General features: G+C 71.3%; 21 protein-coding genes. 5 read left to right on the top strand and 16 right to left on the bottom strand.

Annotated elements, in window-relative coordinates; translation table 11 throughout:
- Positions 1 to 52: 52 nt before the first annotated feature.
- Positions 53 to 3,013, bottom strand: a complete 2,961-nt coding sequence (locus AC2D8W_RS06890) for a bifunctional [glutamine synthetase] adenylyltransferase/[glutamine synthetase]-adenylyl-L-tyrosine phosphorylase (protein ID WP_484670912.1) — start codon at positions 3,011 to 3,013, stop codon at positions 53 to 55.
- Here AC2D8W_RS06890 and AC2D8W_RS06885 point away from each other — a divergent pair.
- Entirely contained in the window at positions 3,000 to 3,428 is a 429-nt protein-coding gene (locus tag AC2D8W_RS06885; RefSeq protein WP_484670911.1) for a DoxX family protein, read from the top strand. The genes AC2D8W_RS06890 and AC2D8W_RS06885 overlap by 14 nt on opposite strands.
- A 4-nt stretch (positions 3,429 to 3,432) precedes the next feature.
- Here AC2D8W_RS06885 and AC2D8W_RS06880 read toward each other — a convergent pair whose 3' ends face one another.
- The 6 genes from AC2D8W_RS06880 to AC2D8W_RS06855 form a co-directional block, all read right to left on the bottom strand.
- Complete coding sequence (locus AC2D8W_RS06880) at positions 3,433 to 4,662, bottom strand: aromatic ring-hydroxylating oxygenase subunit alpha (RefSeq protein WP_484670910.1); 1,230 nt, start codon at positions 4,660 to 4,662, stop codon at positions 3,433 to 3,435.
- Positions 4,659 to 5,273: a TetR/AcrR family transcriptional regulator gene (locus tag AC2D8W_RS06875; RefSeq protein WP_484670909.1), complete on the bottom strand. Its 615-nt coding sequence runs from the start codon at positions 5,271 to 5,273 to the stop codon at positions 4,659 to 4,661. Before AC2D8W_RS06875 ends, AC2D8W_RS06880 begins: the two co-directional genes overlap by 4 nt.
- A 90-nt stretch (positions 5,274 to 5,363) precedes the next feature.
- Entirely contained in the window at positions 5,364 to 6,764 is a 1,401-nt protein-coding gene (locus tag AC2D8W_RS06870; protein ID WP_484671048.1) for a sensor histidine kinase, read from the bottom strand.
- Positions 6,765 to 6,890: 126 nt separating this feature from the next.
- Positions 6,891 to 7,562, bottom strand: a complete 672-nt coding sequence (locus AC2D8W_RS06865) for a response regulator transcription factor (RefSeq protein ID WP_293484925.1) — start codon at positions 7,560 to 7,562, stop codon at positions 6,891 to 6,893.
- 102 nt (positions 7,563 to 7,664) lie between these two features.
- Positions 7,665 to 8,735 (bottom strand): LLM class flavin-dependent oxidoreductase, encoded by a 1,071-nt coding sequence (locus tag AC2D8W_RS06860; RefSeq protein WP_484670908.1) that lies wholly within the window; start codon positions 8,733 to 8,735, stop codon positions 7,665 to 7,667.
- On the bottom strand, positions 8,732 to 9,640 hold the full coding sequence (locus AC2D8W_RS06855; RefSeq protein WP_484670907.1) for an aldo/keto reductase: 909 nt from the start codon (positions 9,638 to 9,640) through the stop codon (positions 8,732 to 8,734). The genes AC2D8W_RS06860 and AC2D8W_RS06855 overlap by 4 nt, the downstream gene beginning before the upstream one ends.
- A gap of 152 nt (positions 9,641 to 9,792) precedes the next feature.
- Here AC2D8W_RS06855 and AC2D8W_RS06850 point away from each other — a divergent pair, with 152 nt between their 5' ends.
- Complete coding sequence (locus AC2D8W_RS06850) at positions 9,793 to 10,800, top strand: YeiH family protein (RefSeq protein ID WP_484670906.1); 1,008 nt, start codon at positions 9,793 to 9,795, stop codon at positions 10,798 to 10,800.
- On the opposite strand, the gene AC2D8W_RS06845 is transcribed toward AC2D8W_RS06850, so the two are convergent.
- From AC2D8W_RS06845 to AC2D8W_RS06815, 7 genes are all read right to left on the bottom strand, one after another.
- Positions 10,797 to 11,801, bottom strand: coding sequence for a LacI family DNA-binding transcriptional regulator (locus AC2D8W_RS06845; protein ID WP_484670905.1), 1,005 nt, complete (start codon positions 11,799 to 11,801; stop codon positions 10,797 to 10,799). The two genes, AC2D8W_RS06850 and AC2D8W_RS06845, sit on opposite strands and share 4 nt — an antisense overlap.
- Before the next feature lie 32 nt (positions 11,802 to 11,833).
- Complete coding sequence (locus AC2D8W_RS06840) at positions 11,834 to 12,742, bottom strand: SMP-30/gluconolactonase/LRE family protein (RefSeq protein ID WP_484670904.1); 909 nt, start codon at positions 12,740 to 12,742, stop codon at positions 11,834 to 11,836.
- Between the two features lie 98 nt (positions 12,743 to 12,840).
- On the bottom strand, positions 12,841 to 13,458 hold the full coding sequence (locus AC2D8W_RS06835; protein ID WP_484670903.1) for a TetR/AcrR family transcriptional regulator: 618 nt from the start codon (positions 13,456 to 13,458) through the stop codon (positions 12,841 to 12,843).
- Positions 13,455 to 15,404 (bottom strand): beta-galactosidase, encoded by a 1,950-nt coding sequence (locus AC2D8W_RS06830; protein ID WP_484670902.1) that lies wholly within the window; start codon positions 15,402 to 15,404, stop codon positions 13,455 to 13,457. Before AC2D8W_RS06830 ends, AC2D8W_RS06835 begins: the two co-directional genes overlap by 4 nt.
- Positions 15,404 to 17,515, bottom strand: a complete 2,112-nt coding sequence (locus AC2D8W_RS06825; RefSeq protein ID WP_484670901.1) for an alpha-galactosidase — start codon at positions 17,513 to 17,515, stop codon at positions 15,404 to 15,406. Before AC2D8W_RS06825 ends, AC2D8W_RS06830 begins: the two co-directional genes overlap by 1 nt.
- Positions 17,516 to 18,970, bottom strand: coding sequence for an SLC5 family protein (locus tag AC2D8W_RS06820; protein WP_484670900.1), 1,455 nt, complete (start codon positions 18,968 to 18,970; stop codon positions 17,516 to 17,518).
- 58 nt (positions 18,971 to 19,028) lie between these two features.
- The gene (locus AC2D8W_RS06815) at positions 19,029 to 19,910 is read right to left on the bottom strand and encodes a hypothetical protein (RefSeq protein WP_484670899.1); all 882 of its coding nucleotides are present in this window, start codon (positions 19,908 to 19,910) and stop codon (positions 19,029 to 19,031) included.
- Positions 19,911 to 19,984: 74 nt separating this feature from the next.
- Between AC2D8W_RS06815 and AC2D8W_RS06810 the strand changes: the two genes are divergently transcribed.
- Entirely contained in the window at positions 19,985 to 21,163 is a 1,179-nt protein-coding gene (locus AC2D8W_RS06810) for an acyl-CoA dehydrogenase family protein (protein ID WP_484670898.1), read from the top strand.
- Between the two features lie 34 nt (positions 21,164 to 21,197).
- Here AC2D8W_RS06810 and AC2D8W_RS06805 read toward each other — a convergent pair whose 3' ends face one another.
- Positions 21,198 to 22,421, bottom strand: a complete 1,224-nt coding sequence (locus AC2D8W_RS06805; RefSeq protein WP_293480560.1) for an acyl-CoA dehydrogenase family protein — start codon at positions 22,419 to 22,421, stop codon at positions 21,198 to 21,200.
- Between the two features lie 15 nt (positions 22,422 to 22,436).
- Positions 22,437 to 22,730, bottom strand: coding sequence for a putative quinol monooxygenase (locus AC2D8W_RS06800; protein WP_293480559.1), 294 nt, complete (start codon positions 22,728 to 22,730; stop codon positions 22,437 to 22,439).
- Positions 22,731 to 22,865: 135 nt separating this feature from the next.
- Between AC2D8W_RS06800 and AC2D8W_RS06795 the strand changes: the two genes are divergently transcribed.
- Positions 22,866 to 23,453: a TetR/AcrR family transcriptional regulator gene (locus tag AC2D8W_RS06795; protein ID WP_484670897.1), complete on the top strand. Its 588-nt coding sequence runs from the start codon at positions 22,866 to 22,868 to the stop codon at positions 23,451 to 23,453.
- Positions 23,453 to 24,169: an oxygen-binding di-iron domain-containing protein gene (locus AC2D8W_RS06790; protein ID WP_484670896.1), complete on the top strand. Its 717-nt coding sequence runs from the start codon at positions 23,453 to 23,455 to the stop codon at positions 24,167 to 24,169. Before AC2D8W_RS06795 ends, AC2D8W_RS06790 begins: the two co-directional genes overlap by 1 nt.

Raw genomic sequence — 24,169 nt, 5'->3', positions numbered from 1 at the left:
TTGACCCCCGAGCCCAGCCCCCGTTGCACGCACGCCCGCCGGCAATCCGTCGCTAGGCCCTGAGAAGCGCCAGGTGCGCTGCCCGCGCGGCGGCCTGCGCCGCCGCGAGCCGTGTCTTTAGCGCCTTGAACGAGCGGGCCTGGCCGGCCCGCGCGAGCAAGGCCTGGAATGGCTTGGGCTCGGCCTCGGGATCGCCATCGTCGGCCAGCGCCACCTTCAGCAGCTGGGTCAGGTCCTGCTGCAGCCGCCAGGCGTCGGAAAGGGCAGCGAGGGCCGCCTCGTCCGCGAGTCCGGTCGCGGCGAAGGCGTCCAGCACCTTGGCGGTGTTGGGCGACAGCGGCCCCCCCGTCGCGGCGTGGACGAGCTGCAGGAACTGGGCGGCGAACTCGATGTCGACCAGGCCGCCCGGCGCCAGTTTCAGGTCCCAGGGCCCTTTCGGCGGCCGCTCCTGCTCCATCAGCTGCCGCATCTCGCGGGCCTCGCGCGCGGTCTTGCGCGCGTCCCGCGGGCGGCGCAGGGCCGCTTCGATCGCCGCCTGGGCGTCGGCGGCGAACGCGTCCGAGGTGGCCCAGGCCACGCGGGCGCGCGTGAGCGCCAGCAGCTCCCAGGTCTCGGCCTCGCCTTCGTAGTAGTTCCCGAAGGCGGTGAAGCTCACGGCCACCGGCCCCTTCGTTCCGGTCGGCCGCAGGCGCATGTCGACGTCGTAGAGCTGCCCCTCCGCTGTCGGCGAGGAAAGCGCGGCGATCAGGCGCTGGGTGAAGCGGCCATAGAAGGTCGAGGCGTCCCATCCCTTGATCTCGGACATGCCCGCCGGATCGGCCGCCCGGTACAGGGTCATCAGGTCCAGGTCGGACGTGGCGCTCATCTCTCGCGAGCCCGCCTTGCCAAGCGCCACCACGGCGACCTCGCCGTCGAAGCGGCCGCCGATGCGCACGGCTTCCGCCAGCGCCGCCGGGGCCAGGGCCGCGATGCAGAGGTCGGCCAGATCCGCGAAGGCGCGCCCCGCCACGTCCGCCGCCGCCGCGCCGCTCATCACCTGCACGCCGACCCGGAACGCCTGTTCCCGATGCAACCGGCGCACGGCGTCCATGGCGGCCTCGAAGCCGTCGGCGCGGGCCACCTGCCGGGCCATGTCCGCCCGCTCCAGTTCGATCTCGATCGGCGTGAAGAAGTCCGGGTCCAGCATGGCGTCGATCGCCGCCGGCCGGCGCGCCAGGGTGGCCGCCAGGCGTGGCGCGAAGGCCAGCACCTGCACGACGAGCTCGAACAGCTTGGGCTGGGCAAGGAACAGCGACTGCAGCTGCACGCCGGTGGAAAGGCCCTCGAAGAAGTCGCTGAAGCGGTTGAACGCCAGCTCGGGCGCGCCCGTCGCCGTCGCGGCTTCCAGCAGCCGGGGCGCGAGGCGGGTGAAAAGCTCCCGGCCACGTTCCGTGCGGGTGGCCGCCACGTGACCGTGATGCCAGGCGCGGATGGTCTGCGACACCCGCCCGGGGTTCGAGAACCCCATGCGCGAGAGGGTGGCCAGCGTCTCGGGGTCGTCGTCGACACCCGTGAAGACCAGGCTGCCGAACCTCGACGACAGCGGTTCCTCCTCGGCGAACAGCTCGCCGTAGCGGGCGTTCACGGTCTTCAGCGTCCGCGTGATCAAGGCGTCGAAGCTGCGCAGCGGGTCCGTCCCGGTGAGCGCCGCCACCCGCCGTCGATCGGCGTCGGACTCGGGCAGGCGGTGCGTCTGCTCGTCCTCCAGCATCTGGATCCGATGCTCCACGGCGCGCAGCAGGCGATAGGCCGCGGTCAGGTCCGCCGCGGCCGCCGGGGTCACGTGGCCCTGCGACTCGAGCGCGGCCAACGCATCCAGCGTCCGGTTGCTGCGCAGCTCTGGATGACGTCCGCCCAGGATGAGCTGCTGGGTCTGCACGTAGAACTCGATCTCCCGGATTCCGCCGCGACCGAGCTTCAGGTCGACCCCCTTGGCCGAGACGCGCTCGTCCACCTTGTGCGCGTGGATCTGGCGCTTGATCGAGTGGATGTCCGCGATGGCCGCGAAGTCGAGGTTCTTGCGCCAGATGTAGGGCTGGAGCTCGTCCAGGAACCCGCGCGCCGCTTCCAGGTCGCCGGCGCAGGCGCGCGCCTTGATGAAGGCGGCGCGTTCCCAGTTCTGGCCGACGCTTTCGTAGTACTCCAGCGCCGCCGGGACCGGCACGGCAGGCGGCGTCGACGAAGGGTCCGGCCGCAGCCGAAGGTCCATCCGAAAGACGTAGCCGTCGCCGGTCTTCGCCTGCATCAGGTCCGAGACCCGGTGGGTCAGGCGCACGGCGAAAGCTGGGCTTTCCTGCCCCTCCGCCAAGACCGACTCCACCTCCGCGGGATCGAAGAACACCGACACGTCGATGTCGCTGGAGTAGTTCAGCTCGAACGCGCCCTGCTTGCCCATGGCGATGCAGAACCACCCGGGGACGGGCCCCCGGTCGCCGTCGCCGAGCCGCGCCAGCCGTCCCGCCTCCAGCTCGCCGCGCGCCGCCGACCAGAGCGCGGCTTCGACCGCGGCGTCGGCGAACCGCGTGAGCGCGCCGGTCACCCGGTCCAGGTCCCAGGCCCCGCCCAGGTCGGCCAACGCCGTGAGCAGGTGCAACTCCTGCTTCAGCAGCCGCAGCGCCGGCTCGGCGTCCCTGGGCGACCGGTCGGCGACCGCCGCGGTCCGGGCGAGGATGTCCTCGAGCCGCAGGTCGGGGTCGTCGGCGAGGAGGGCGGCCAAGCGCGCCGGATCACGCCGGGCCAGACTCGCCAGGTAGGGCGACGCGCCGAAGACCGGCGCCAGCGCCGACCAGGCGGCTTCCAGTGCGGGCGTCCAGACCACGTCGGCGATGATCTCGCGGGCGCGCTCGGCGGCCTTGGCGTCCAGCACGGGACCACAGGGGCGCAGACGTGCAGCGAGGCGTTGCGTTCCGGGTGTGGCGGGACTCATGTGACCATCATCGGGACGTACGTGGGCCGCTGCAATGAACCGCCTCATCACGCTCCCGCAACTGGCCGTCGCAACCGACCTGGCCTTCCTCGCCCTGCGCCTCAGCGTCGGCGCGTTCCTGGTCTGGGGCGTGTGGGACAACATCACCAGCGCCCAGCACATGGCCACGTTCGTGGCGTTCCTGACGCGCTTCGGCTTCCCGCTGCCCAGCCTCCTTGGCCCATTCGACGTCTGGCTGCAGTGCGGGATCGGCGTGGCGTTCGTACTGGGTCTGGCGACGCGCTGGGCCGGCCTGCTCTGCGCGGCAAACTTCATCGTGGCGATCGTGATGGTCGATCACCTCCAGGGCTGGCGGGGCGCGTTCGGCTCCATGTGCCTGGTGATGATCGGCCTGGTGCTCGCGACCCACGGGCCCGGGCGGCTCTCGCTGGACCGGCTGCTGACGCCTCGCTCCCCCGCCTGAGCCGTTACCCCACCGGCTCCAAAGGCGGTTGATTCAAGGCCTCACGGTAGTTGCGGTGGAAGTGGTGCAGGGCCGGCTCGTTGCGTCCCAGGAGGACCTCCTTCAGCTGGCCGCTTTCCGCCGTGCGCTGCTGCAGCGCGCCCATCACGTAGTCTTCCTGTTCGATGGTGCTCTTGAAGACCTCGAACGAGGCCCGCAGGCTGGGCCCCCGGCGTTCGTTGGAGGGGTCGTAGACCGCCCGTGGGTCATCGCTGGCCGCGTCGCGAGCCGCGGCTTCGGCGGCCGTCTCGGGCGTGAAGTAGAAGCTCACCTTGGTGATGGAGCGCCCCGGGTGGCCCGGCGCCGGATAGATGCGGATCAGGGTGGCGCTCTGGTGGCTGCAGATCAGCTGGATGTTGGGGAACAGGTGGTAGAGCACGAAGGTGCTGCCCTCGACCCGCCACTCCGACTCCGGGAGCGTGCGCAGTCGGTCGATGCCGCGGCTGGCGGTGACGAAGCGGTGGTGGCGGCCGAACTCCTTGAAGTGGAGATTGTTGCCGTAGAACACGCGTCCCAGCGTGTCCTTGTGCAGCTTGCCGAAATGGTAGGTCTCGCCGAACGTGTCGTTGGCGAACTTCCAGTTGAGGTCGCCGGCGATGGGCGTGGCGCCCGCAAATCCATGCCGGGCCAGGTCGAAGGACGCCAGTTCCGCCGCGAGTTCCGCCCCCAGGAGTTCGTCGACGTCCAGGCGTCCGTCGGCCTGGGGGTGCACCCAGAGCAGGCCGTCGCGCTCGACCGCCGGCAGGGCGATGAGGCCATGGCACGATTTGTCGACGGCGCCGAAGTGGTCCTCGTTGGGAATGGCGACCAACTCGCCGGTGTTGGCGTAGCTCCAGTTGTGGAAGGGACAGAGGAAGATGGACTGCTTCCCCCGCGGCTCGGCGGCCACCTTCACCGCGCGATGACGGCAGGCGTTCAGGAAGGCGCGGAAGACGCCGTCTTTGCCGCGCGTGGCCAGCAGCGGCGTCCCGAAGTCATCGAGCGTGAGGAACGAGCCCGGCTCGGGCAGGTCCTGGGAGAGGCCGATGAGCTGAGGATGGTGGCGGAAGAGGACGTCCCACTCCCGGGCCGCCTGGTCGGGGCAGACATACGCCGAGGTCGGGATGCGGTACTGCACGCCGGCGTCCACGTTGCGGCCCTCGTCCAGCTGCTGCATCAGCTCCTTGAGGATCTCGACCTGGAGTTCGTGTCTCATGTTGCGATCTCTCTGGTGATCTGGAGGGTGGACGGACGGCCGATGGCGTTGCGCACCAGACGGAAGATGGCGGCGATGGCCGGCGGGGGCGCGGCTTGGGGCGACGCCCGGCGGCTGGACACCCGGACCCCCTCGTTGACCAGCATGAGCATGGCCGCGAGGCCCTGAGCCAGCGCTGGCGCCGCGCCGGCGCGCTCCAGGCCGGCCCGGAAAGCGTCCTGCACCCGATCCAGATGACGGCCGGCGTGCGCCGCCAGGTCGTCGTCGACACCGGACATCTCGAGCACGGTGTTCACCAGCAGGCAGCCCCACTGGCGTCGCTCGTCCCGTCCGCCGAAGAGGCCGCCCTCGAAGAAGCCCTCGAGTGCATCGACCGGCGGCTTGTCCGCGCAGGCGCGCGCAAGCAGGCCCAGCGTCCGCTCGGCGAAGAGGTCGAGACACTCGATGAACAGGCTGCGCTTGTCCGTGAACGCGGCGTAGAAGCTGCTGCGGCCGATGCTCATGACGCCCAGGAGGTCGCTCAGCGAGCTGGCCTGGTAGCCCTTCCGCCAGAACAGGCCCACCGCCTTGTCCACGGCCTTGGATCGATCGAACTCGATAGGGCGCGCCATCGCCTCATAGTGGACCGATTGGTACAGAATGCAATCGAGTCCGGGTTCGGCGTCGCGTTCGCTCACCGCAGGGGCGCCGCGCCCCGGGCGCTATGCCCGCGGCAGGATGAACGCCACGCGCAGACCCGGGCCCATCTCGCCGACCTTGCCCGGCCCTTCCGAGAGCTCCAGCCGCCCGCCATGCGCCTCGGCCACGGCGGCGACCAGGGAGAGCCCCAGGCCCGCCCCAGGCTCGTTGCGGCTGTTCTCCAGGCGCACGAAGCGCTGGATGACGCGCTCGCGATCCTCGTCCGGCACGCCGGGACCCGTGTCGGTCACGGAGTATTCCACCTCACCTGACGAGCGCCGGCGAACGCGCAGCATGATCGCCCCGCCGGGCGGCGTGTACTTCACGGCGTTGTCCAGGATGTTGGCGAGCGCCTGGGCCAGGAACTCCCGGTTGCCGCGGACGGTGAGGTCCTTGGCGAGCTCGGCCGAGAAGTCGATGTTCTTGTCCTCGCACACCGGCTCGTAGAGTTCGGCCATGTCGGCGCCGAGTTCGGCGGGGTCGAACAGCACGGGGTTCGGCGCCTCGCCGGCGGCCTGCAGGCGCGCGATCGACAGCACCGCGCCGAAGGTCTTCAGCACGCCGTCCGTGTCGGTCAGCGCTTGGGCCAGCGCCTCCTGCGGGTCGCCCTTTCCCGCCTCCACGTCGAGGAAGGCCGCCTCGAGCCGCGCCCGCAGGCGCGTCAGGGGCGATCGCAGGTCGTGGGCGATGGCGTCGCCCGCGTGCTTGTGGCCCTGCATCGACCGCTCCAGGCGGTCCAGCATCTCGTTGACCCCCTGGGCCAGTTCGTCGAACTCGTCGCGCGCGCCGCGGACCCGCGCGCGGACCCCCTGCTCGCCGTTGCGCACGCGCTCCACCACTTCGATCAGGTTCTGCATCGTGCGCGAGACGTTGCGGCTCACGAGCACGCCGCCGCCGAGCCCCAGCAGCACCACCAACAGGCCCGCCGCCTGCAGCGCGCGGACGATCCGGTTGACGTAGGCCTCGTCCTCGCCGGCGTCCGCTCCGACGAACAGGATCTCGCCGCCCGAGAGCTGCTCCTGCAGGCCGCGCGCCGGATGCTTGGTCTCACGGCCCTGGGCGTCGATGTCGGTGACCTGGAACGTGGCCTTGGCCGGCGAGCCGGTGAAGTTCTCGACCGGGCTCTCCTCGATGGATCCCGAGATCCGCCGCCCGTCCTTCGTCAGCAGCAGGTAGAGGAACGGCTTCTCGCTCGCCGCGCGCTCGATCAGCGACTGGTTCACCGCGTTGAGGCCGGCGCGATTGTAGATGTCGACCAGGCTGCGCATCTCGCGCTGGATCTCACGGTCGGTCCGGCGCGTCGTCTCGCCCGCGGTGGTCACGTACACGTACGCCAGGAACATCGACGCCGCGCTCGCGAACAGCGCCAGGAACAGCAGCGTGAGGCGGAACGGCGTCGTGCGGAAGATGCGCGGCAGCTTCACGGCCATCAGGGCGTCCCCCGCCGGGGCCGGGCGACCGCACGACGCTGAAGGGGGCGGCCGAACGGGATGTGGCCGCCCTCACCCGGCTTGGCCGGGAGCTCCCCCGACGGGGGAGCATCTGGGCGTCTAGGCATCCAAGCGGTAGCCCGCGCCGCGCACCGTCTGCAGCATGGGCCGGTCGAAGCCCTTGTCGATCTTCGAGCGCAGGCGGGAGATGTGCACGTCGATCACGTTGGTCTGCGGGTCGAAGTGATAGTGCCAGACCTTCTCGAGCAGCATGGTGCGCGTCACCGACTGGCCGGCGTGACGCATCATGAACTCCAGCAGCTGGAACTCGCGGGGCTGCAGGTCGATCTCCTTGCCCTGCCGATGGACCGTCCGGCCGATGAGGTCCATTTCCAGTTCGCCCACCTTGAGCAGCGTGTGGACCGACCCGGTGTCGCGGCGGCGCGCCAGCGCCTCGATGCGGGCGATCAGCTCCGGGAAGGCGTAGGGCTTGACGAGATAGTCGTCGCCGCCGGCCTGCAGTCCGTCCACGCGGTCCGAGACCTCTCCCAGCGCCGAGAGGAACAGCACGGGCGTGCGGTCGCCCTCGCGCCGCAGGGTCTCGACGAGCTGCACGCCGTTCATCTTCGGCATCATGCGGTCGACGACCATCACGTCGAACTCGCCGTCCCGGGCGGCGGTCAGGCCCTCTTCGCCGTCGGCGGCCTTGACGCACTCGTGGCCGGCCTCGGTCAGGCCGCGGCCCATCGCGTCGGCCGCTTCCAGGTCGTCCTCGACGATCAGGATCCGCATGTGATTCTCGCGCCCTAGGGAGACGGGAGACTAGCCTGAAACCCCCGGCGGCAGGAAGGCGGTGCGGTCCGCCGGTCGCCATCGCGCCGCCGGTCGGAGCCCTCAGGCGACCGCGAGCGGGCCGTGCTCCAGCTTCGGCAGGACGTGGCGGGCGAACAGATCCGCCTCGGCGGCGTGCGGGTAGCCCGACAGGATGAACGCCTCGATGCCCATGTCACGGTAGTCGTTCAGCTTGGCCAGCACCTGGTCCGGATCGCCCACGATGGCCGCGCCGCACCCTGAACGTGCGCGGCCGACGCCGGTCCACAGATTGGGCTCGGCATAGCCGTCGTCGGCCGCGCTTTCGCGCAGCGCCGCCTGGGCCTGGACGCCGACCGAGGTGGAGTCCAGCGACTTGGCGCGGATGGCCGCGCCCTGGGCGTCATCCAGCTTCGACAGCAGCCGGTCGGCCGCGGCGCGGGCCTCGGCCTCGGTGTCGCGCACCACGACGTGGGCCCGGTAGCCGAACCTGAGGGTGCGCCCGCGACGGGCGGCCCGGGCGGTCATGTCCGCGATGATGTCCGCCACCACCTCCTTGCGGTCGGGCCACATCAAGAAGACGTCGCAGCCCTCGGCCGCCGCCTCGCGGGCGTCCTCCGAGAGGCCCCCGAAGTAGAGCAGCGGCGCCTTGCCCGACACGGTCGTGATGCGGGGCGGATCCAGCTTCAGCTTCCAGTGCTCGCCGTCGTGATCGAGCGGCTGCCCGTTCAGCATGGTCTTCAGGATGCTCATGGCCTCGACGGTGCGGGCGTAGCGCGGCGCCGAGCCCAGCTTCTCGCCGGGCATCTCGGACGAGATGATGTTCACGGTCAGCCGGCCGCCGAGCAGCCGGTCGATAGTGGCGATCTGGCGCGCCAGCTGCGGCGGCCACATCTCGCCGATGCGAACGGCCATCAAGAGGCGCATCCGCTTCAGCTGCGGCGCGATGGCGGCCGCGAAGGCGGTGGTGTCGATCCCGAGCTCGTAGCCCGACGGCAGCAGGATGTTGTCGAACCCGCCGGCCTCGGCCTGGAGGACGATGTCGCGGCAATGCTCCCAGCTGGACCTGAGCATCGGGTCGGGCACGCCGAGGAATTCGTAGTCGTCGTCGCACAGCGCGGAGAACCAGGAGACTTCGCAGGGAGGACGGGTCATGGCAGCGGGGCTCCAAGGGCCGCGACCAGCACCGCGTACCATTCGGCGCGGGTCCAGCGCGGAACGAAGGCTTGCGGGATCTCGGCGATCCGCGCGGGGTCCTGGGTTCCCGCGATCGGAATCGGGCGCGAGGGGTGCGCCATGATCCAGCTGCAGGCGGCCGCGGCGCGGCTGACGCCCGCCGCCTTCGCCTTCACGTCCAGGGCCTGGGCGACGGCGCGTGTGCGCTCATCGGTGGGGTTTGCGAGCCGCCCGCCGCCCAGGGGCGACCACGCCAGCACGGCCATGCCCCGGGCGATCGCCTGATCGAGCACGCCATCGCTCAAGGGGCCCACGGCGAGCGGCGAGAACTCCGGCTGGCACGACACGATGGGTAGCGGCAGGTGAGCCGCCAGCGCCTCGACCTGCCAGGGCGTGAAGTTCGAGACCCCGACCGCGCCGATCTTGCCCGCCTGGTGCGCCGCCAGCAGCGCCTCGCCGATCTCGGCGGGGTGGGTCAGGAGGTCGGGGCGGTGGATCTGCCACAGCGCCACGTGCTCGACGCCCATCCGCTTCAGCGACGCGTCGATCGCCGACGTGAGATAGCCGGCGCTGGAGTCGTACGGCACGCCCATCGAGATGCCGCCCTTGGTGGCGATGACCATGCGGCCGGCCAGGGCCTTGTCGGCCGCCAGCACCCTGCCCAGCAGGGCCTCGGCGGCGCCGAACGGCTCGCCGTTGTCGGGGCCGTAGATGTCGGCGGTGTCGAAGAGGTTGATCCCGGCGTCCAGGGCCGCGCGGACCCGCGCCCCGGCGGCTCCCACGTCGTCGCCGGCGAAGCGCCACATGCCCCACGCCACGGAGGAAACCTCGGGGCCGCCGGCGTAGAGCGGCCGGCGCGCCGGCGGGAGAGGGAGTTCGGTCATCGGCCTCTTCGTCACCACGCTGAGCTTGCGGTTTTCCGGTCGTCCCGGCCTGGGCGGGTTGCCCCAGGCTCCGGCATATGACTACGTTGTCATACCGATAGAGGAGCGGACAGGGGCTTGGCAAGCGGCGCCTGTCCCTGGGGATGGGGACGTTGAGCAGCCCTGAGGATTCCTGGACCGCGGCCGGCGTGCGCGCCCACCTGCCCGGCCTGGCGGTCACAGGGCTCGCGACGCTGGCGGCGGCCTATGTGTCGGACCACTACGGCGCGCCGCTGACCCTGATGTGCCTGCTGTTCGGGATGGCGCTGAACTTCCTGGGCGGCGACCGCCGGCTGGACGCCGGGCTGGCCTTCGCCTCGCGGACCCTGCTGCGCTGGGGGATCGTCCTGGTGGCGGCGCGGGTGACGCTGGCGCAGCTCGCGGACCTGGGGCCGGCCGCCCTGCTGGCGGTGGTCGCGGGCGTGGCGGCCACGCTGGCGACGGGCGTCCTCGCCGCCCGGGCCCTGGGATTCTCCGGAGCCTTCGGTGCGCTCTGCGGCGGCGCGGTGGCGATCTGCGGCGCCTCGGCCGCCATGGCGTTCGCCAGTCTCCTGGGGGAACGCCGCATCAGCCAGGCGCAGCTGACGCTGACTCTGGTGGGCGTCTCCGCCGCCAGCGCCATCGCCATGACCCTCTATCCGGTGCTGGCCCACCAGCTGGCGTTCAGCGACCTTCAGGCCGGCTTCATGATGGGCGCGGCGATCCACGACGTCGCCCAGGCCCTGGGCGCCGGGTACGCATTCTCCAACCCCGCCGGCGAGACCGCCACGATCGTGAAGCTCGCGCGGGTCGCGTTGCTGGCGCCGGCGCTGCTGGCGGTCGCCCTCTTCATCCCGCGCGAACCGGGGGCGAAGATCGCCCCGTTCCTGCCGCCCTGGTTCGTGCTGGGCTTCTTCGCCCTGGTGGGCGTGAACTCGCTGGGCTGGGTCCCGCCCCAGGCGGCCGAGGCTTCCGCAGACGCCAGCAAGGCGCTTCTGGCCTGCGCGGTCACCGCCACCGGCGTGCGCTCCAACCTGCAGTCGCTGACGGCCGAGGGCCTGCGTCCCCTGCTCGCCATCGTGGTCGCGACCCTGGTCGCCCTCGCCATGGCCACCGGCGCCGCGGCGTTGCTGATCCGCTAGGACCTGGCGGGCGCCGCGGTGGATCCGCGGATGACCAACTCGTGCGGCAGCCGGCGATGCACGACCTCGTCCTCCACCCCGAAGAGGAGGCTCGCGGCGGCGTAGGCCAGCTCGCGAGTGGGCTGGCGCACGGTGGTGAGCGGCGGCCAGAGCTGGCTGGCGAGCGCCGTGTCGTCGAAGCCGGCGACCGACAGGTCTCCCGGCACCGAAAGTCCGCGGCGGTGCGCCACCGTCAGCACGCCGGCCGCCATGTCGTCGTTGCTGGCGAAGATCGCCGTCGGCCGCTGCGGCAGGTCGAGCAGGACGTCGGCGGCCGCCTCGCCGGAGGCGAAGTCGAACTGGCCCGGCCGCACGTACTTGGGCTCGAACGCCAGCCCCGCCCGGTCCAGCGCCCGGCGATAGCCGAACAGCCGCAGATCGCTGGCGGCGTGATTGCTGTGGCCGATGATGAACCCGATCCGGCGGTGCCCCAGCGCGATGAGATGGCTGGTCATGTCGTCGGCGGCCTGGACGTCGTCCATCGAGACGGAGGAGCTGCGGTCGTGCTCGGTGCCCGGCGAGATCCGGACGTACGGCACGCCGCGCCGGTCGAGCTCGGCCAAGGCGGCGGCGGCGTCGGTGACCGGCGAGGACAGGATCACGCCGTCGACCTGCGTCTGGTCCACGAGCCCTCCGATCTCGCGCGCCAGATTTGGCGAGGCGACGTCCGAGGGCTGGGCCAGCAGCCGCACGCCCTCCTCGATGCAGCGCGCCCAGACGCCGGTCTGGATCTGGTGGATGTAGTGGGGGCTGTGGTTGTCGTAGATCAGCGCGATCTGATAGCTGCGGCTGCCCTTCAGGATCCGGGCCGCCACGCTGGGCTGGAAGTTGAGCTCGGCCATGGCCCGCTCGACCGCGAGCCGCGTCCGCTCCGAGACGTACTTCTCCTTGTTGAGGACCCGCGAGACGGTCTTCATCGACACGCCGGCCATGTCCGAGACGTCTTTGATGGTCGGCCGCATGGCTCAGCCTTACGAGAATGGCTCCCGATCGCCTAGTCCGATCGGCCCGGCCCTCCCCCGGGCGCGCCCGGAGCCGGATCGATGAAGGTCGGCTGGAAGCTGGGGAGGGGCAGGCCCGCCACGCCCGGCCGGAAGGCGAAGAGACCGCCGGCCAGCGGCTGCGCATCGCGGTCCGCGTCCGACAGGCCGTCCCAGGCGCTGGTGATGAAGAGGGTCGCGAGGTCCGCGCCGCCGAAGGCGCAGCTCGTGGGCTGCCCGACCGGCATCGGCACGACCCGGTCGATGCGGCCGTCCGGCGCATATCGGACCAGCCGGAAGCCGCCCCACTGCGCGTTCCACAGGAACCCCTCGGCGTCGACGGCGCCCCCGTCCGGCGTGGCCGGCTCGCCGCGCGTGTGGGCGAAGACGGAGCGGTGCGAGAGGTCGGCGGTGTCGTAGGCGTAGATCGTCTGGACGCTGGAATCCGCGAGGAGGAGCCGCCGGCCGTCCGCCGTGAAGCACACCGTGTTGGCGATGTGGACGCCGTCGAGGACGCCTTCGGTGTCGCCCGAGGGCCGGGTGCGGTAGAGGCGGCCCGGGCGGCGACCGCCGTCGTCGTCCATGGTGCTCCACCAGAAGTCGCCCTTCGGATCGATCTTGCCGTCGTTGGTGCGGAAGCCCGCGTCCAGCTCGACCGGCTGCACGATCCGGAGGTCCTCCGCGTCAGGACGCCAGTGCGCCAGTCCGCGCTCGGTCGCCATCACGAGGCCTCCGCCGCGGCAGACGGCGGCGGCGCTGGCGCGGAGGCCGAGCCCCTTGCGCCGGCTCTCGCCCGTTTCCGGCGCGAACCAGTTCAGGGCCCCCGCCTTGATGTCGAACCAGTAGAGCCTGCCCTCGTCCGGCGACCAGCATGGCCCCTCGCCCAGCCGGTCCTCGGACCTCACGACACATTCAGGCGACATCCGGCGCATCCCTGCCAAGCGATCGAACCCATGTGGCCCGCTGGGGCCGCACGGCGTCAACGCGGAGCGCCGGCAAGGGGTCGCGCGGCGGCTGCGGTTCAGGCCCTGAACCGGCGGCTCAGGCTTTCCAGCCCGCCGGTGATCAGGCTGACGCACATCCCGGTGGCGGTCTCCACGTCGAGCTGCCCCTCGCCCACCAGGCGGCCGGCGCGGTCCGTCACCGCCGAGGTCATCTCGACGGCGGCGATCGCGACGGGCAGCGGCAGGCCGTACTCGCGGCGCGTCGCGCGCACGAAGAAGCGCACGGTGCGTTCCCGGTCGGCGCGGGTTTCCGCCTGCATGAGGGCCGCCACCGAGGGATCGGCCAGCAGCGCGGCGATCAGGGCGCCCCGGTCGCGGGTCTGTTCGAGATAGAGGCGCGTGGTCTGGGCGATCAGGTCCGCGAAGGTCTCCGCGCGCAAGGCGCTGGCCATGCCGCGGTCGCGCAGTTCGCCCTGCTCGCGGCCCAGCAACGCGGCGAGCAGGGCGTCGCGGCTCGGGAAGTAGTTGTAGACGAGCCCCTTGCTGATCCCGACCTCGCGCGCCAGCCGCTCCATGCTGACCGCATAGAGTCCCTCGGCCAGGATGAGCTGCGCCGCCTCGTCGAGGATCTGCCGGCGGCGGGTCTCGGGGGAGAGCCGGGTGCGCCTGCGCGGGACGGACGCGGCGCCGCTCACGTGTCCGCCATGCGCCAAGCCGCGACGCCCGCCGGAGGCAGGCTCGCCCCGCCGAGCACGAAGGCGGCGTCGGCCGGGGCCGGCGTGCGCCGCATCTCCGGCGAGAAGTTGAAGGCGAAGCACAGGCCGCCGCGGCGACGCAGCCGCACGCCCTCCTCCAGGACCTGCACCGGCAGTCCGGCCTCGAGCGCGAGGGTGGCGATCACATGGTCCAGCAGCTCGGTCTCGGGCCAGGTCGCCAGATAGTGCCAGGGACCGTTCGACACCCAGGCCGGCCCGCCGTCCGCGAACACCGCCCGCGCGGGGAGTTCCGTCTCGAGGACCTCGCGCCACAGGCGGGCGTCCCAGACACGGCCGCCCGTCTTCACCTGCGGGCCCGCGCCCGGCCTCAGGCTCTCCACACGGACCACGCGCAGCGCCAGTCGCGCCTGCAGCGGGCCGGGCGGCAGGTCTGCGGGAATGTGCCCGTCGCGGGTGCGCGAGCCGGTCCTGGGGCCCAGCAGCACGACGGCGCCCGAGGCGGCCAGCGCCGCCAGCGTCTCTTCGCTCAGGATCGGGAGCGACGGGGCGACGACAAGTCCGTAACCGGACAGGTCGGCGTCCGGCGGTACGATGTCGACATCGAGGCCCAGCCGTCGAAGCGCAGAGTACATCTCGAAGGCCAGCCGCAGCCAACGGAAGCCCTGGGCGTGGGGTTGAATGCCGAACTGCCAGTCGGCCTCGTAGCTGAAGACGAGCGCCACGGGCGCCCGCCGGCACGGCGCGAGGGGGCCGATCTCCCGCAGTTCGAGGGCCGCCTGGCGCGCTTCCTCGCCGCCGCGGTCCAGCACGTTGTCGGGCCGGTTCAGGCCGGCGTGCATCTGCTCTTGGGCGAACGGGACCTGCCGCCAGCGGAAGTAGCTGACAACCTCCGCGCCGTGCGCGAACGCTTCCCACGTCCACGTCCGCACGGCGCCCGGCAGCGGCGCGGGATTGTACCGGGCCCAGTTCACCGGCCCAGGCTGCTGCTCCATCACCCACCAGCGTCCGCGCCCCACGCCCCGGTAGAGGTCGTGGTGGAAGCCCGAGATGTCCGGATGCCCCTGGCGCAGGTACCGGAGCTTCTCCGTGTCCGGGAACCAGAACTGCTCCAGGAAGCCCAGCGGGTAGGAGTCCCAGCTCGCCACATCCAGGTCAGCGCCGACCTGGAAGTGGTCGAACTCGGTGTAGAAGCCCATGAAGTTGTGGGTCACGTCGCGCCCGGGAGAGAGGCGGCGGATGATCTCCACCTGCAGCAGGTTGAACCGCGCCACCTCGTCCGAGGCGAAGCGGTTGTAGTCCAGGCGGTGGCTGGGGTTGGCCTCGGTCACGGTGAGGTTGGGCGGCTGGACCTCGTCGAAGTCGCGGTACTCCTGCGACCAGAACACCGCGCCCCATGCGCGGTTGAGCGCCTCGACCGACTGGTAGCGCTGCGCCAGCCACTCGCGGAACGCCCGCGCCGCCGCCGGCGAGTAGCTGATCGTGGTGTCGTGACAGCCGTACTCGTTGTCGGTCTGCCAGGCGCCGACCGCGGGATGCCGCCCGTAGCGCCCCGCCACCGCCTCCGTGATCCGCGCGCATTCGGCGCGGTAGGCCTCACTGGAAAAGCAGTAGTGGCGACGCGAGCCGAAGCCGCGCGGGCGGCCCGACGCGTCCAGCGCCAGCATGTCCGGGTTCGCGTCGACCAGCCACTTTGGGGGCGTGGCCGTGGGCGTGCACATGACGATCCGGAGCCCCGCGGAGGCGAGGGTCTCGACGGCGCGGTCCAGCCAGGCCCAGTCGAAGCGGCCCGGCTCGGGCTCGATCCGGCTCCAGGCGAACTCGCCGATGCGCACCCAGTGGATGCCCAGCTCGGCCATCCGCCGCGCGTCGTCCGCCCAAAGCGCCTCGGGCCAGTGCTCCGGGTAGTAGCAGACGCCGAGTTTCATCACGGGCTCCGGCTGAGCTGGAAGACGGCGATCTCCCCGGCCCGCAGGATCGGCGCGGGCAGCCCGGTCTCGGCGATCCAGCCGCCGGTCGCCCGCACGGTCTCGCCGCGGACGAGCGCCGGGATGTGCTTCATGGCGGCGCGGGCGCGGCGCGGCGGGTTCAGCATCCGCACGTCGTAGGTCGCCCGGGCGTCCAGGCCCTGGAGGCGGAAAGGCGCGGCGCCGGCAATGCGCGGCGTCTCGACCTGGGCCAGGCTCGCGAGGGCGCCCTCCTCCCCCACGACCGCAAAGGCGACTGCGCCTGGATCGGGCGGGACTTGGCGCACCAGACGCCCCCCATGCAGCAGCGGGCGAAGACGCTTGTGAAGCGCGATGGCGGCCTTCAGCGCCTCCAGCTCCCGCGGGTTGAAGGCCCGGACGTCGGCCTCGACGCCCATATGGCCGAACAGCGCCGTCATGGCCCGCAGCTCCAGGCTGGTCGTGCGCGCCGTGGTGTGGCTGTCGGCCGGTCCCACGTGCGCCCCCATCACCTCGGGCGGGAAGAAGATCGAGAAGGCCCGCTGGATCGACTGACGCTCGATCGGATCGTTGCAGTCGGAGGTCCAGATGCGGTCGGTGCGCCGCAGGATCTCGTAGTCGGCTCGTCCGCCGCCCGAGGCGCAGGACTCGATCTCGACCGCCGGGTGCGCGGCGCGCAGGCGATCGATCAGGGCGTAGACCGCGCGGACCTGGGCATGGCTCGCGGGACGCCCGCCGCTGGCCGGATGGGTCAGGTCCCGGTTCATGTCCCACTTCAGGTAGGCGATCGGGTGCGCCGACAGGAGGCCGTCGAGCTGGGCGAAGATCGCCTCGGCGACCTCGGGCCGTGTGAGGTCCAGGACGTACTGGCCGCGGCCCAGCGGCTGCTCGCGGCCGGGCTCTCCCAGGACCCAGTCCGGATGCGCGCGCAGCAGGTCGGAGTCCGCGTTGGCCATCTCCGGCTCGACCCAGAGGCCGAACTCCAGGCCGAGCGACCGCACGTGCTTGACCAGGGGCCCCAGGCCGTCGGGATACTTCACCGGATCGGGCGACCAGTCGCCGAGCGCCGCGGTGTCGTCGCTGCGCCCCCGGAACCAGCCGTCGTCGAGCACGAAGCGCTCGACCCCGGCGGCGGCCGCACTGTCGGCCAGCGCCTTCAGCTCGGGCAGGTCGTGGCGGAAGTAGACCGCCTCCCAGGTGTTGAAGTGCACCGGCCGCGGCCTTCCCCGCAGCCGGCCGTCCAGGATCCGGTCGCGCACGAAGGGATGGAAACGATCGCTGAGTCCGTTGAGGCCGGCCTCCGAGCGCGCCGCGTAGAGCGTGGGAGTCCCGTAGGTCCCGCCGGGCGGCAGCACCATCTCGCCGGGCCAGAAGAGCTCCCCGGCCTGGGCCTGCAGGCGGCCGTCGCGCAGGCGTTCCACCAACAGCCGATGGTCGCCGCTCCAGGCCAGGTGGAGGCCCAGGACGCGACCGTGATGCTCCCCGAAGCCGGCCTCGCCGGCGACGAGGAACGGGGGCGCGTGATGCGAGGTCCGCCCGGTGCGCGCCTCCGACGCCCAGAGGCCCGCGGGCAGGTGGAAGCGATGCGTGTCGAACTCGCGCGCCCAGCGCCCGCCGAACGCCAGCACCTCCCCGTCCAACAGCTCCAGCGCCGCGGCGGCGGCCCACTCGATCCGCAGCGGCTCGTCGCCGGTGTTCCGGAACCGGGTCCGGAAGGCCGCGACGCCGGTGGGTGCGTCGACGTCGATGGAGATCGCCGCCTCGACGCCGGCGCGGGCGTCCACGAGCATGATGTCGAGACCGCCCGGGCGCCATTGCGCGCCCTGATGCCGCAACTGGGTGATGAAGCCGCCCGAGGGGCGGCTGACCTGGAGCGCCGGGGCGCCGGTGAAGCCGTTGCCGGCCTCGGGCAGGAGGTCGAACGCCTCGCCGCCATCCAGCATGCCGTGCGGCCGGGCGCGCTCCAGCAGGCCCGCGTCGGGCGCGAAGCCCTGCGGCAGCTCAGGCCCCCAATAGTCGATCCTCGGCCGGCCGCCCGGAATCCCGACGAAAAGCGTGTCGCCGCCCCCGTCCAGCCTGAGATGGTCGGACATCTAGCCCGCCTCGGCCGCGGCGCGACGGCCGCCGAACGAGAGCCCCACCGAGGCGCGCCGCCCGAAGACCCAGCGGTTCACGGCAAGGCCCACCCCGAGGCAGGCGATCAGGGTCACCAGCATCAGGTGGATGTAGTGCGTCGGCGTCCAGACGAAGGTGAAGACGGCGTACAGGCCCACGCCGAACACGACCGCCGTCATCGCAGCGCGCGCATCCACGTTGCGGAAGGCCAGGCCCAGGATGAAGGCCGAAAGGATCGGCATCGAGAGGAGGCCGTTCAGCTGCTGCACGAGATTGATGATCGAGGCCGCTCCCGAGTAGACGGGCACCAGCGCCACCGAGACGGCCATGAAGAGCAGCGAGATCAGGGCGTTCAGCCGGCCTATGTTCGGCTTCGGCGCGATGTAGGGCTCGTGCAGGTCGCAGACGTAGAGCGTCACCGACGAGTTCAGCACCGAGGTGTAGGAGGTCAGCACCGCGGCGGCCATGAACGCGGCGAAGGCGCCTGAAAGCCACGACGGCATCACCTCGGCCACGATCCGGCCGTAGGTGGCGTCGCCGAGGTCGCCGAACAGCTTGTAGGCGCAGACGCCCGGCACCACGACGATGGCCGGCACGAACAGGATGCGGATGGCGACGGCCGCGAAGACGCCCTTCTGCCCCTCGCGCAGGGTGGGCGCAGCCATGGCGCGCTGGGTGATGGTCTGGTTGGTGGACCAGTAGAACATCTGGATGAAGATCATCCCGGTCAGCAGCGTGGGCCACGGGATGGGGCTGTCGGGCCCGCCGATCATGCTCAGCCGCTCGGCCGGGATGCCGGAGAAGTCGAAGCCGATCGCGGCCATGGCCAGGATGGTCACGGCCGCCGCCATGCCCAGCACGCCCACGCCCGAAAGGGTGTCGTAGACCGCCACCGCGCGCAGGCCCCCCAGGATGGTGTAGGCCGCGCCCACCGCCGCGATGCCGCCCGCGATGACCAGCAGGGGCGGAGACGAGGCGAACATCGTCGTGAGGAACAGCGCGCCCGTGTAGGCCATGATCGGCAGGTAGATGAATACGTTGCCCAGCAGGAACAGCGTCGAGACCGTGGCCCGGAGGCCCTTCGAGCCGTACTTGCGCTCGAGCAGCTCGGTCGTCGTGGTGCAGTTGTTGCGGTAGTAGATCGGCAGGAACACCAGCGCGAGCATGACGAGGCCGGCCACCGCCGCCAGCTCCCACCAGGCCAGCAGTAGCATCTGGTTGCCGTTCATGCCGACCAGCTGATCCGTGGAGAGGTTGGTGAGGGTGATGGAGCCCGCCACGAACGGCCACGTCAGGTTCCGGCCCGCCAGGAAGAACTCGCTGGCGCCGTCGGCCGACCGGCCGCCCATGCGCCGCACCTGCCACCAGGTCGCCAAGGCCATCAGCAGGGTCAGGGCTGCGAAGACGCCCCACTGCACCGTGTTCGATGTCATGCCCGGTCCCCCCGCCGCCGCCGGTCACTGTAGAGCCGCCGCGGGTGCGGGCAACGACCTAGCTCCAGAGCGGCGACGAGGCCTTGAGGAGCCGGCTCATCATCACGAGGCGGGCCACGGGGCGGTCGTCGGCGGCGTCCCGCAGCGTGCTCTCGTACCAGGCCACCTCCGTCTTCGGGGACTCGCCCAGCGCCAGCACTCGGCCGTCGGCCCGGTAGTCGTGGTCGAGGAAGATCGGACCGTCGAGGAACTGCAGCTCGATCGCCCCGAACATCCCGACATAGTCCCGGTCGGTCCGGAACAGGGGGCCCTCCACCACGCGCAGCGCGTCGATGGCGACGGCGGGCGCGGCCACGAGTTCCCCGAACAGCGCGGCGTCGCGGTATTCCGCCAGCGCCTCGGTCACGCCCTCGAGCCGCCGCAGCGAGGTCTCTCCGTCCAGGCGGCTGGGAACGTCCGTCACCGCGTCGCCGACACGCGACGCCTTCAGGATGCGAAGGTCTTCCGCGGGCCGCTGGCGCGCGACCCGCTGCCGCAGTTCCGAGGCGGCGTCCGGCCCGCCGGCCCACGCCGTCCCCTCGCAGACGCGGACGCCCTCGGGCGTCTCCATCCAGGCGGGGGCGCGATGGACCCCGGGCGCGATCTCGGCCGAGGGGCCCACGTACGCCTGCACGGGCTCCCCGTCGGTGGTCGCGTTCAGGAAGTACAGCGAAAGCCCGCCACGCCTGCGCCAGCCCTCGCCGAAGCGCGCCAGCATCAGGGGCGGGAACTGCTCGAAATGAATGTTGCCGGCGACCGTCCCGCCGCGGAAGCCCAGCGTCTGAGCCGTGCTGTCGTCGTGGATCGACCCCGCCGCGTCGCGCGAGACGTTGACGGGGCAGCGGACCGGTCCGGCCAGCACGCCGTCCCGCTCGAGAAGGGTGAAGTCCCCGGCAGACATGCTTCGCCTCCCTTGACCGGCCCGCACGGCCGCTATTATTGACGGATCGTATAATAAATATCGGACGCCTGTCCATGGACCTGAGCCTGACGGCCGACGAGATCCGCTTCCGCGACGAGGTCCGCGGCCTGATCGCGGCGACCTTCCCGCCGCCCGAGCGATACGACGGGCGCCCGGCTCACGAGCGCCGTTGGCTGCAGGCGCTGCTCGATCGGGGCTGGGCGGCGAACAGGTGGCCGGAGGCCTTCGGCGGGCCCGGCTGGACGCCGACCCAGAACTTCATCTGGGAACGCGAGGTCACCGCCGCGGGCCTGCCGCCGCAGGTGGGCGGCATGGGCATGGGCATGCTGGCGCCCATCCTCTTCGCCTACGGATCGCCGGAGCAGCAGGCCCGCTTCCTGCCCGACATCCTCCATGACCGGGTGAGGTGGTGCCAGGGCTACTCCGAGCCAGAGGCCGGCTCGGACCTCGCCTCGCTGCGCACACGGGCGGTGCTCGACGGCGACAGCTACGTGGTCGACGGCGAGAAGGTGTGGACAAGCGGAGCGCACCGCGCCGACTGGATGTTCTGCCTCACGCGCACCTCGGACGAGCCCGTGCGGCAGGCCGGGATCACCTTCCTGCTGCTCGACATGCGTTCGCCGGGCGTGACCGTGCGCCCCATCATCTCGATCGACGGGCGCCACATGTTCAACCGGGTGACGTTCGACGCGGTGCGCGTGCCGGTAGAGAACCGCGTCGGCCGCGAAGGCGAGGGCTGGACCGTCGCCAAGGGCTTGCTGACCCACGAGCGGACGGGCCAGGCCTACGTCTCGCTCTCCACGGACCTGTCCAGGCGGCTCCACCTGGCCGCGGCGGAGTTGGCGGGGTCGGAGGGCGGACGCCTGCTCGAGGACACCGGGTTCGGCCGGCGGCTGGCGTGGGCCGACATCGAGCTGCAGGCCCTGGCCATGACAGAGCTGCGGACGCTCTCCGAGGTCGCCGCGGGCGGCGCGCCGGGGGCCCAGTCCTCGACCCTGAAGCTCAAGGGCACGGACATCGTCCAGCGGATGACCGAGTTCTTCGTCGAGTGCGCAGGTCCCTACGCCGCGCCCTGGTTCCCGGAGGCGTCGGGCGTGGCGCCCCTCGACGTCGGACCCGCGTGGGCGCGTCCCGAGGTGGTGCGCTATTTCGAAGGCCGCGCCGCCAGCATCGCCGGCGGCTCAGACGAGGTTCAGCGGAACATCATCGCCAAGCGCGTGCTGGGCCTCTAGCCGACCCAGCCGCGCGCGATCGCAGCGTGAGGCGCTACAGCCCCAGCACCATCTTCGCCATGATGTTGTGCTGGATCTCGTTCGAGCCCGCGTAGATCGAGGTCTTGCGGTAGTTGAAGTAGTGCGGCGCGACGGTGGCGGCGTAGTCCGGGCCGGCGCGGAAGGTGTTGCCGCCGGGGCGGAGCATCTCCCAGGTGTCGCGCACGAAGGGCTGGGCGTAGACGCCGGCCGCCTCCAGCGCGAGCTCGGTCACCGCCTGCTGCATCTGGCTGCCTTCCAGCTTCAGCATCGAGGAGACGGCGCCCATGGCGTCGCCGTTGGCGCGGCCCGCGAAGATTCGCAGCTCGGTTGCGTTCAGGGCTTCCACCTTGATCTCGACCTCCGCGAGCTTCTTGCGGAAGTCGGGATCGCTCATCATCGAGCCGCCGCCGTCGGAGCGCTCCAGGTTGGCGATGGTGCGGACCTTCTTGAGCTGCGCCTGCAGGCCGGGGGCGTAGGCGTTGCCGCGCTCGAACTGCAGCAGATACTTGGCGTAGGTCCAGCCCTCGCCTTCCTTGCCGATGCGGTTGGCGACCGGCACGCGGACGTTGTCGAAGAACGTCTCGTTGATTTCCTGCTCGCCCTCGGGCGGCCCGTCTAGGGTGGGGATCGGGCGGATGGTGATCCCCGGCGTCTTCATGTCGATCAGCAGGAACGAGATGCCCTTCTGCCGGATCTCCTCGTTCGAGGTGCGGACGAGGCAGAACATCCAGTCGGCCCACTGGGCCAGCGTCGTCCACGTCTTCGACCCGTTGAGCACGTAGTAATCCCCGTCCCGCTCGGCCTTCAGGGCCAGCGAAGCGAGGTCGGAGCCGGAGCCCGGCTCGGAGTAGCCCTGGCACCACCACACGTCGGTGGTGAGGATCTTCGGCAGGTGCTGGGCCTTCTGCTCGGGCGTCCCGAAGGCCATGACGACCGGGGCGCACATGCGCAGGCCCATGTTCGAGGTCGACGGCGCGCCGGCCAGCGCCATCTCCATGTCGAACACGTACTTCTTGCCCAGGCTCCAGCCGGTGCCGCCGTACTCCACCGGCCAGTCCGGCGCGATCCAGCCCTTCTCGCCGAGCCGCTTCAGCCAGCGGACCTGGGCCTCCTTGTCGAGGTGGTTGTTCTTCGACTGCGCGAGCTTGGCGCGCATGTCGTCGTCGAACGCCTCGGCGATGAAGGCGCGGACCTCGTCGCGGAAGGCGAGGTCCTCAGGGGCGAAATCCAGGTCCATGGCGATACGTCCTTCTCAGTCGACGCCGTCCAGCAGTTCCACGTCGGGGCGCCCGGCCAGCACGCCGGCGAACTTCGGGCCGGCCGCCTTGAAATACTCGGTCTGGCCGTGGACCGTCACGGCCTCCTGGTCCTTGTAGAGCTCAAGGACCTTGTACTCCTGCGGGTCCTTGCGGCTCTTGGTGAGCTGGTAGGCGATGTTCCCGGGCTCGTTCGCGCGCACCTGCTTGGCGAGTTCGGTGAAGAAGGCCTCGAACTCCGCGTTCTTGCCTTCCTGGATCTTCATGGTCGCGACGATGCCGATGGTCATCCCGGTGTCTCCCAACAGGTGTTTGAACGAACGGTAGAGAGGCGGGCCCGGACGGGCAAGGCTGACGTCGCGCCAACTTGACCTTGGCCGCTCGCGAATTTATTGATTGATCGTTCGCTCGATTAAAGACCCAGCATGGCGCGGCCCTATCGACAGTCCCGGCGCGGCGAGAGCGCGGAAGAGACCCGGCGGCGCATCGTCGAGGCGACCCGTGCGCTCCACGGCGAGCAGGGCATCGCGGCGACGAGCATGAAGCAGATCGCGGCGCGCGCCGGGGTCAGCGTCGGCTCGGTCTATCACCACTTCCCGACCTACGACGACGCGGTGAACGCCTGCGGCGCCCACACCTTCGCCGAAAACCCCATCCCCACGGCGGCGCTGTTCGACGGCGCGACCAGCCGCGCCGAGCGCGTCCGGCGTCTCGCCGCCGCCTTCTTCCGGCTGTTCGCCGGCGTGCGGGCGTTCGGCAGCGTGCTCGCCGACCAGGAGCGCGTGCCGGTGCTGAAGCCCTATGTGGAACTGGAGCGCTCGGTGCGCCTCGACCTCAGCCGCCTGGCCGTGGGCGGCGACGAGACCGCTGCGACGACGCTGGCCGGACTGATCGACCACGGGACGCTGGACGCCTTCACGCGCCTGGGATTCTCCCCGGACGCGGCCGCCGAGCGCGTATCCGAACTGGCCAACGCCTGGCTCGAAACCCTTCAGACCAAGGAGGCTCCGTGATGGAGACCCGCGTCCACGAGATCGCCGACGGCGTCTATCGCCTCTCCACCTTCGTCCCCGCGGTGACGCCGGACGGCTTCACCTTCAACCAGTTCCTCATCGCCGCGGACGAGCCGATGCTGTTCCACACGGGGCAGCGGATGCTGTTCCCGGCCGTGTCGGCGGCCGTGGCGCGGATCATGCCGATCGAGCGGCTCCGCTGGATCGGCTTCGGCCACGTCGAGGCCGACGAGTGCGGGGCCATGAACGCCTGGCTGGCCGCCGCGCCGAACGCCCAGGTCGCCTTCGGCCGGCTCGGCTGCGACGTCTCGCTGAACGACCTCGCCGACCGCCCGCCCCGTCCGCTGGCCGACGGCGAGGTCCTGGACCTGGGCGGCAAGCGGATGCGCTGGCTCGACACGCCCCACGTGCCGCACGGCTGGGAGGCGGGCTGCGTCTTCGAGGAGACGGCGGGCACGCTGTTCGCGGGGGACCTGCTGACGCACGGCGGCGACCCCGAGCCGCTGACCTCGGCCGACGTGCTGGACGCCGCGATCGCCATGGAGTCGGCGAGCGGCGCCATGACGCTCGCCCCGGCGACCGGCCCCACGCTACGCCGCCTCGCCGACCTCGAGCCGCGCACCCTGGCCCTCATGCACGGCAGCGCCTTCGCGGGCGACGGATCAGTCCCCCTGCGCGGCCTGGCGAAGTTCTGCGAAGACCGCGCCCTGGGGTAG

The organism is Phenylobacterium sp. T106, from assembly GCF_057219735.1.
The sequence above is the reverse complement of the archived record's forward strand: the minus strand, read 5'-3'. Positions and strand labels throughout refer to the sequence as shown.